This is a genomic window from Deltaproteobacteria bacterium, assembly GCA_028818775.1.
In the GTDB taxonomy this organism is placed as follows: domain Bacteria; phylum Desulfobacterota; class Binatia; order UBA9968; family JAJDTQ01; genus JAJDTQ01.
This window is the reverse complement of record JAPPNE010000114.1, coordinates 1-7,828: the sequence shown is the minus strand read 5'-3', so window position 1 is coordinate 7,828 and position 7,828 is coordinate 1. Positions and strand designations below refer to the sequence as shown.

Genomic DNA, 7,828 nt, shown 5'->3' with positions numbered 1-7,828 from the left:
CCCCCCCCCCCCCCCCCCCCCCCCCCCCCCCCCCCCGCCCCCCCCCCCCACCCCCCCCCCCCCCCCCCCCCCCCCCCCCCCAAAAACCCCCCCCCCCCCCCCGCCCCCCCCCCCCCCCCCCCCCCCCCCACGACAATGACCTCCGAACCGCGAAACAGCCCATGAAAAAGGACATACGCACCTGGATCGACCAGTTGCGCGGCGCCGGTGTGCTCGACACCATTTCCAAGCCGGTGGATCCGCGCACCCAGATGGGGGCGCTTCTGTGGCAGTCGCGCCAACGCGCGCTGCTGTTCGACAACCTCGCGGGGTACCCGGGCTGGCGCTGCCTCGGACAGGCGCCCGGCGACGTGCGGCTGGCGCCGCTGGCCTTCGGCTGCGACCGCGACGAGATGGTGCCGGAGTTCGTCCGGCGCACGCAGGAGCCCGGCACCACCCGGCTGGTGCCCACGGGTCCGGTCAAGGAACGCATCCTCACGGGCGACGAGGTGGACATCACGAAGCTCCCGATCCACCAGTGCGGCATCCGTGACGGCGGCCCCTTCATCTCCGCCGGGCTGATGATCTCCAAGGACCCGGACACCGGCAACCGCAACCTGAGCTTCCACCGCCTGCAGATGAAGGGCCCGCGCAAGACCGGCATCCTGCTCTACCCGCGCCACGGCTGGACCAACTACCAGAAGCACGAAACCAAGGGCGAGAGCATGCCCGTGGCCTTCATGATCGGCCATCACCCCATGTATTACTTCGCCGCCGCCACCACGACGGACTACGGGCGGGACGAGTTGACCATCGCCTCGGCGCTGCTCGAGGAAGACGTGGAAATGGTGAAGTGCGAGACACTCGACATGGAGGTGCCGGCCCAGGCCGAGGTGGTGCTGGAAGGCGAGATCCTGCCCCATGTGCGCGAGGAGGAGGGCCCCTTCAGCGAGTTCCAGGACTACTACCTGGCCGGCGCGGGGCAGAACCCGGTGTTCCAGGTCAACGCCATCACCATGCGCGGTGACGCCATCTTCAAGAACATCCAGAACGGCGCCGAGGTGGAGGGCTGCGTGTACCACAAGGTGCCCATGTCGGCGCAGATCCTGCGGCGCATCCGCAACGTCGGCGGCGGCACCCAGGTCAAGAACGTGCTGGCGCTGCCGGGCATCTTCGGCATCGTCGTGCAGATGAACGCCCGCTACTACGGCGAGGCGCGCAACGTGCTCATGGCCGCCCTGTCGAGCGAGTACCAGCACCCCAAGGTGGCCATCGCCGTGGACGAGGACGTGGACATCTTCAACTACGCCGACGTGCTGTGGGCCGTCTCCACGCGGGTCAACCCGGCCGAGGACATCATCACCATCCCGGGCGCCAAGATCCACGCCATGGACCCCTCGTGCCAGGAGGTGGGCAAGCCCGGCGCGCCCGGCTGGCACCGGGTGGGCGGCAAGGTGATGATCGACGCCACCAAGCCGCCCGAGTGCGACCCCGCGCGGCGCTTCGAGTTCGAGCGCCTGCAGCCCATGGGCGCCGGCAAGGTGCGGCTGGAGGATTTCCTCTGATGCGTGCCGGCGCGCGCGTCCCGCGCCGGCACGGGCTTAGGACCAGCCCCGCGTCAGGGACCCCGCATGTGTTCAAGAGAAGGAGCCGAAAGTGAGTGACGTAGCCATCATCACCGGCGGCGCCAACGGCATCGGCCGTTGCGTCGCGTTGCGGTTCGCCCGGGAGGGCATCGCCGTCGCCATCGCCGACGCGGACCGTGAGAGCGCGGCAGGGGTCGTGGAAGAGCTGACCGCGACGGGAGCGCGGGCGCGCGCCTACGGCGTCGACGTGACCCGTGCCGCGGAGATCAAGGAAGTGGTGGCGCGGGTGGGAGAGGACCTCGGACCCGTCGGCATCCTCTGCAACTTGGCGGGCGGCACCATCCACACGAAGGCCGTGGAGGACCTGTCCTGGGCCGAGTGGCGCGAAGTGCTGGACGTGAACCTCAAGGGTACGTTCCTCTTCTGCCGCGAGGTGGCGCCCGGCATGATGGAGCAGCGGCGCGGCCGCATCGTCAACACCGCTTCCAACTACGGCCTCACCGGCTGTGCCCTGCGCACCCCCTACTCGGCCGCCAAGGCGGGCGTCCTCGGCTTCACCAAGTCCCTGGCCCAGGAGTTGGCCCCCTACGGCGTCCTCGTCAACGCCGTCGCCCCCGGCCCCACGGACACCCCACGGGTCCTCGCCAAGGCCGCGCCGGGCTCCCGCGAGGCGTGGAAGCCGCTCATCCCCATGGGCCGCACCGGCCAGCCCGAGGACATCGCCGAAGGCTTCTACTTCCTCGTAGGCCCCCAGAACACCTACATCACAGGGTACACGCTCAACGTCAACGGCGGCGTGGTGATGAACTGAGCCGCGCCGGGCTATCCAAAGCAGGATTGCTTGTCCACCTATCAACTTTTTCGTAAGTTCGTAGGTGTCTTGTGAAGAGTACGTGGATCGGGCACACGGATCTGCGTGCGCCTACCTACGTAGTCACACACCCAGTAAGAAGGGAACCATAGAGGGAGGCAGCGTACGAATAGGGGTAATCTGGGACAGTGGACGGCGAAGAGTGGGCGCGAGAATGCTGACCAAACTCACCATAAGAAACTTCAAGCGCTTCGGCGAAGTCCCAATCGAGCTCGGTAGCCCGGTGGTTTTCATCGGTCCGAACAACTCGGGCAAGACTTCAGCCATGCAGGCCCTAGCCCTCTGGGACGTTGGGCTCCGGCGCTGGAATGAGAAGCGCTCCGGCAAGAGCACACCGGAGAAACGCCCAGGGGTCACCGTCAGCCGTCGCGACTTGGTCGCTATCCCCATTCCTGACGCCAATCTCCTCTGGAGGGATCTTCATGTGCGGGATGTCCAGAAAGTCGACGGCAAACCGCGCACCAGCAATATCCGCATCGATATCGTCGTCGAGGGATTGAGCAACGACCAAGCTTGGGCCTGCGGATTGGAGTTCGACTACGCCAACGAGGAGTCATTCTACTGTCGGCCGCTCCGGCAGTCGGACGGCAAGACGCCCGAGCGCATGCCGGTCCCGGAGGAAGCCGCACGCGCACGGGTCGCTTTCTTGCCGCCGATGTCGGGACTGGCGGCTACGGAGACTCGGCTCGATGCGGGAGCCGTGGACGTCCGAATAGGGGAAGGGCGTACGGCGGAAGTACTGCGTAACCTCTGCTTCCAGGTCCATGGGGAACAGCCGGAACAGTGGCAACGGCTGGTGAAGCAGATTGAGGGTCTGTTCGGCACGGTCGTGGACCCGCCCCGCTATGTGGCGGAGCGTGGGGAGATCGTGATGAGCTATCGTGAACGGGCGACGAGACTCGACCTATCTTCCGCAGGACGCGGTCTTCAGCAGACACTGCTCCTTCTGGCGTACATGTATGCAAACCCAGGATCGGTCCTGCTTCTGGACGAGCCGGATGCGCATCTGGAGATCTTGCGCCAACGGCAAACCTACCGCCTGCTCACCGACGTCGCTCGTGACAGCGGAAGTCAAATTATCGCCGCGAGCCACTCGGAGGTGCTGCTCAATGAGGCCGCTGACCGGGATCTGGTAGTGGCCTTCGTGGGCCGGCCGCACCGCATCGACGACCGTGGCAGTCAAGTGTCAAAGGCGCTCAGGGAAATAGGCTTCGAACAGTATTATCAGGCAGAGCAGACTGGTTGGGTGCTTTACCTTGAAGGCTCAACAGACCTCTCGATTCTCTACGCTTTCGCCAAGCGGCTGGGGCACGAACGGGCTTTGGGGGTTCTTGGGCGGCCCTTCGTGAAGTATGTTGAGAACAAAGCCAGTGCAGTTCGAAACCACTACCATGGTCTGAGGGAGGCGGTGCCGGGGCTTCGAGGAGTGGTGTTGTTCGATAGGATGGAGGCGGCGCCAGGAGACATGGCACCGGTGGAATGTCTGATGTGGAAACGCCGGGAGATCGAGAACTACTTGTGCTCCAAAGCCACACTGGAGGCATATGCCACAGCGTCGGCGTCCGAGGCCGTAGCTGGACCGTTGTTCACACGGGCGGAAGCCAAGAAGCGCGCGAACGTGATGTGGCAGGCGATCGATCAGGTAGAGACGGCGTTAAACACCTTGGGCAGGGGTTCTCCCTGGGACGGGGACATCAAGGCCAGTGATGAGTTCCTGGAGCCGGTGTTCAAGGCGTACTTCGAGAGACTCGGGCTGCCGAACCTCATGGCCAAGAAGAACTTCTACGAATTGGCCGAGTATGTCCCTGAATGCGAAATCGATCCAGAGATCCGTGAAATGCTCGACGCCATCGTGCGGATCGCGGAGAGCGCCACGCCGGCGGGAGAACCATCATAGACGTTTCCGCTTTCCAAGTCGCGAAATTCAAGGTCTTTGCGGCGGGACAGCGATTACATGCTTGATGGGAAAACCTTAGTCACCTGAGACGCTTGACCGGGACGAAGCCATGACCCTCGTCAACGACGATCTGATCCAGCGTATGGTGCGGGCCATCGTCGAAGAGGTTGCGCCGGAGCAGGTGATCCTGTTCGGTTCCCGCGCTCGCGGTGACTACCGGGAGAATTCCGACGTCGATCTGCTTGTGCTCGAAGCCGAACCCTTCGGTCCCGGGCGCAGCCAGCACGAGGAATTGGTCCGCCTCTACCGCACACTGAGAACCTTTCACGTGCCCGCTGACGTTCTGGTCTTTTCGCGCGACGACGTGGACTATTGGCGCGATTCCCTCAACCACGTGCTGGCGCGCGCTCTGCGGGAGGGCAAGGTACTCTATGAGAAGGGGACGCTGTGACCTCAGGGTTGCGGAACAATAGCCCTCAGAACGTCTTCACCTGCTCCGGCCGCCAGCGGCTCAACCGGTCTTCCAGCTTCTTCACCGCCATGGTCATCACGAGGGAGATGCCCATGAACAGGATGAGGCCGGCGAAGACCACGTCGACGATGTAGTTGCCGGCGGCCTCGGCCATGAGGAAGCCGATGCCTTGGTCGGAGCCGAAGAACTCTCCCACCACGACGCCCAGGATGGCGCGGCCGATGGCGAGCCGGAGGCCGGCGATGATGTAGGGCATGGAGTTGGGCAGCACCACGATCTTCATGAGCTGCCACTCGTTGGCGCCGAAGGAGCGCACCACGTTGACCAGCACGCGGTCGACGTTCTTAACGCCCTCGTAGGTGTTGATCAGGAGGGGGAAGAGGGCGCCGATGAAGACGATCACCACCGTGGACCAGATGCCGAAGCCAAGCCACAACACCACCAGCGGCAGGAACACCAGCCGGGGAGTGGCGTTGAAGGCGGTCACGAAGGGGTCGAACATGGCGTTGAGCGTGTAGAAACGCCCCATGACCAGCCCCACGGGAAGCGCCACGATGATGGAGAGCCCGAGGCCGATGACGAACTCGCTGGCGCTGACGTAGAAGTGAAACGCCACCTCGCCCGAGGTGCTCATTTCGACGAGCTTGGCAGCAATGTGGTACGGCGTCGTGAAGAACAGCGCCAGCCCCTTGGGCAGGGTCACCACGTGGGGAATGAACTCCCAGACCAGCAGGAACAGCACGATGAAGCCCCATCCCAGGATGGGCTCCTCGTTCTCGCGGTACTGTGACAGGTAGCGGTTCATCGTGTTTCCTGGGTGCGCCAGGGCGCGATGATCAGCTCGGCCTTGCGCAGGCCCACGGTGAAGATCACCGCGATGATCATCAGCACGAGGATGCACACGAACATGTGCGCCAGCTGGTACATGTCGCCGTACCAGATCAGCGCGTGGCCGATGCCCTCGGAGGCGGCGTAGAACTCGCCGACGATGATGCCGACGATGCCCCGGCCGATGGCGATCCTGGCGCCCGCCACGATGTAGGGCAGGGTGCTCGGCAGGATGACCTTGAAGTAGAGGTCGCGTTCCTTCCCTCCCAGGGACCGGACGACGTTGATGAGCAGCGTGTCCACCGAGCGGACGCCGGCGAAGGCGTTGAAGATGAACGGGAACACCGCGAGGAGGAAGATCAGGATGGTCTTGCCCTTGATCCCCACGCCGAACATGACGATCAGCAGCGGCGCCAGCGCCACCAGCGGGCTCGCGTACAGGGCCGTGAGGAACGGGTCCAGGGCGAATGCCACCCGGCGGCGCCACCCCATGACCACCCCCACCGGGATGCCGATGAACACCGCGGCCGCGAACCCGAATACGAAGGGAGTGCCGCTGACGTAGATGTCCTTCCAGAGCTCGCCGCTGAGGATCAGGTCACCGGTGGCCTGCCACATGAGCGACGGCTTGGTGATGAAGAACGGGTTGAAGACGAAGACGAAGGTGAGCAGGAACTCCCAGACGAGGAAGAAGCCCAACACCGCCCCCGCCCCGAGCAGGAACCGCACGCTACGCTCCGAAAGTCCGAATCCCATCATTCCCTCGCGGTCAGCTCGTCCTTGAGGGTGTTCCAGATGTCGAGCTTGATGTCGTTGAACTCCGGCGAAAGCCGCATCTCGTAACCACGGGGCCGCGGCAGGTTGATCTTGATGATGCGCTTGGTCTTGCCGGGCCTGGCGGTCATGACGATCACCCGGTCCGACAGATAGGCTGCCTCCTCGATGCTGTGGGTGACGAACAGCACGGTCTTCTTGTGTCTGTCCCAGATCTGCAGCAGTTCTGCCTGCATGAGGTCCCGGGTCTGGGCGTCCAGCGCGGCGAACGGCTCGTCCATGAGCAGCACCTCGGGGTCCGTGGCCAGCGCCCGGGCGAGGCCCACCCGCTGCTTCATGCCGCCGGACAGTTCGTGCGGGAAGTGCCCCTCGAAACCGGTGAGCCCCACCAAGTTGATGAGTTCCTGGGCGCGCGGGCGGCGCGAGGCCACCGACTCCCCCTTGAGCTCCGGCCCCAGCTCCACGTTGGCTATGACCGTCCGCCACGGCAGCAGCCCGAACTCCTGGAAGACCATGGCGCGCTCGACCCCTGGCCCGGTGATCTTCTTGCCGCCGATCTCCAGCTCGCCTATGTCCGGTCTGAGCAGCCCCAGCAGCACGTTCAGGAAGGTGCTCTTGCCGCACCCCGACGGCCCCACGATGGAGACGAACTCCCCCGAGTTCAGCTCGATGCGGAAATCCTTCAGGGCCGTGACCGGATCCCGGTTCTTGGGCGTGAACGTCAGCGTGATGTCGGTGGATCGGATATAGGGTTCCATTGGCCCGAAATTACTACAATGACCGTGAGGTGACAAGCGAGTTTTCCTGGTGACGCAGGATGCTAGACCCCCAGGTACCGTTGCCGCACGTCCTCGGCCGCGGCCAGGGCGGCGGAGTCGCCGGTCCAGGTGATGCGGCCCTTTTCCATGATGTAGTGGCGGTCGGCGAGCTGCATGAGCGCCCCGTGATTGCTGTCGATGAGGAGGATGGCCTGCCCCACGGCCTTGAGCCGTTCCAGGCAGCGCCAGATCTCGGCGCATACGAGCGGCGCCAGACCCTCGGTGGCTTCGTCCAGCAGGATCAGGCGGGCGTCGGTCATGAGCGCGCGGCCGATGGCGAGCATCTGCTGCTCGCCGCCCGACAAGGCGCGGCCGTACAGGTCCTTGCGCGCCTCCAGCGCCGGGAACATCTCGTAGATGCGTGTCACGGTCCACAAGTCCGCGCCGGGGCTCTGGGAAGCGGATCCGTATCCCGCGGCCACCTCCAGGTTCTCCCGCACCGTCAGGTTGGGAAATACCTGCCGCCCCTCGGGCACGAGGCCGATGCCGGCCCGGGCCACGAGGTGGCTCGGCTTGCCCTGGATCTCCACGCCCTGGAAACGGATCTTTCCGGCCCGCGGCCGCACCAACCCCATGATGGAGCGTACGGTGGTGGTCTTGCCC

At 64.9% G+C, this 7,828-nt stretch carries 8 protein-coding genes; 4 read left to right on the top strand and 4 right to left on the bottom strand.

Annotation, left to right across the window (positions count from 1 at the left end):
• Nucleotides 1–161 precede the first annotated feature (161 nt).
• The 4 genes from OXU42_13180 (at nt 162) to OXU42_13165 (ending at nt 4,784) form a co-directional block, all read left to right on the top strand.
• Nucleotides 162–1,544 (top strand): UbiD family decarboxylase, encoded by a 1,383-nt coding sequence (locus OXU42_13180; protein MDE0030341.1) that lies wholly within the window; start codon nt 162–164, stop codon nt 1,542–1,544.
• A 91-nt stretch (nt 1,545–1,635) separates the two neighbouring features.
• Complete coding sequence (locus OXU42_13175) at nt 1,636–2,376, top strand: SDR family NAD(P)-dependent oxidoreductase (protein ID MDE0030340.1); 741 nt, start codon at nt 1,636–1,638, stop codon at nt 2,374–2,376.
• Between the two features lie 214 nt (nt 2,377–2,590).
• Nucleotides 2,591–4,333: an AAA family ATPase gene (locus tag OXU42_13170; GenBank protein MDE0030339.1), complete on the top strand. Its 1,743-nt coding sequence runs from the start codon at nt 2,591–2,593 to the stop codon at nt 4,331–4,333.
• A gap of 109 nt (nt 4,334–4,442) precedes the next feature.
• Nucleotides 4,443–4,784, top strand: a complete 342-nt coding sequence (locus OXU42_13165) for a nucleotidyltransferase domain-containing protein (GenBank protein ID MDE0030338.1) — start codon at nt 4,443–4,445, stop codon at nt 4,782–4,784.
• Between the two features lie 25 nt (nt 4,785–4,809).
• Here the strand turns inward: OXU42_13165 and OXU42_13160 are convergent, their stop codons facing one another.
• The 4 genes from OXU42_13160 to OXU42_13145 all read right to left on the bottom strand — a co-directional run.
• Nucleotides 4,810–5,610: an ABC transporter permease gene (locus tag OXU42_13160; protein MDE0030337.1), complete on the bottom strand. Its 801-nt coding sequence runs from the start codon at nt 5,608–5,610 to the stop codon at nt 4,810–4,812.
• A complete protein-coding gene (locus OXU42_13155; GenBank protein ID MDE0030336.1) occupies nt 5,607–6,362 on the bottom strand; it encodes an ABC transporter permease in 756 nt (251 codons plus the stop codon). Before OXU42_13155 ends, OXU42_13160 begins: the two co-directional genes overlap by 4 nt.
• A gap of 26 nt (nt 6,363–6,388) precedes the next feature.
• Nucleotides 6,389–7,165, bottom strand: coding sequence for an ABC transporter ATP-binding protein (locus OXU42_13150; protein MDE0030335.1), 777 nt, complete (start codon nt 7,163–7,165; stop codon nt 6,389–6,391).
• Nucleotides 7,166–7,227: 62 nt separating this feature from the next.
• Nucleotides 7,228–7,828 (bottom strand): ABC transporter ATP-binding protein (locus tag OXU42_13145; protein ID MDE0030334.1); only part of this gene is annotated, 601 nt, incomplete at its 5' end.

Bases quoted from the DNA above. Each gene is read 5' to 3' on its own strand.
- OXU42_13180 (MDE0030341.1), top strand. From the start codon at position 162: ATGAAAAAGGACATACGCACCTGGATCGACCAGTTGCGCGGCGCCGGT.
- OXU42_13170 (MDE0030339.1), top strand. From the start codon at position 2,591: ATGCTGACCAAACTCACCATAAGAAACTTCAAGCGCTTCGGCGAAGTC.
- OXU42_13165 (MDE0030338.1), top strand. From the start codon at position 4,443: ATGACCCTCGTCAACGACGATCTGATCCAGCGTATGGTGCGGGCCATC.
- OXU42_13160 (MDE0030337.1), bottom strand. From the start codon at position 5,610: ATGAACCGCTACCTGTCACAGTACCGCGAGAACGAGGAGCCCATCCTG.
- OXU42_13150 (MDE0030335.1), bottom strand. From the start codon at position 7,165: ATGGAACCCTATATCCGATCCACCGACATCACGCTGACGTTCACGCCC.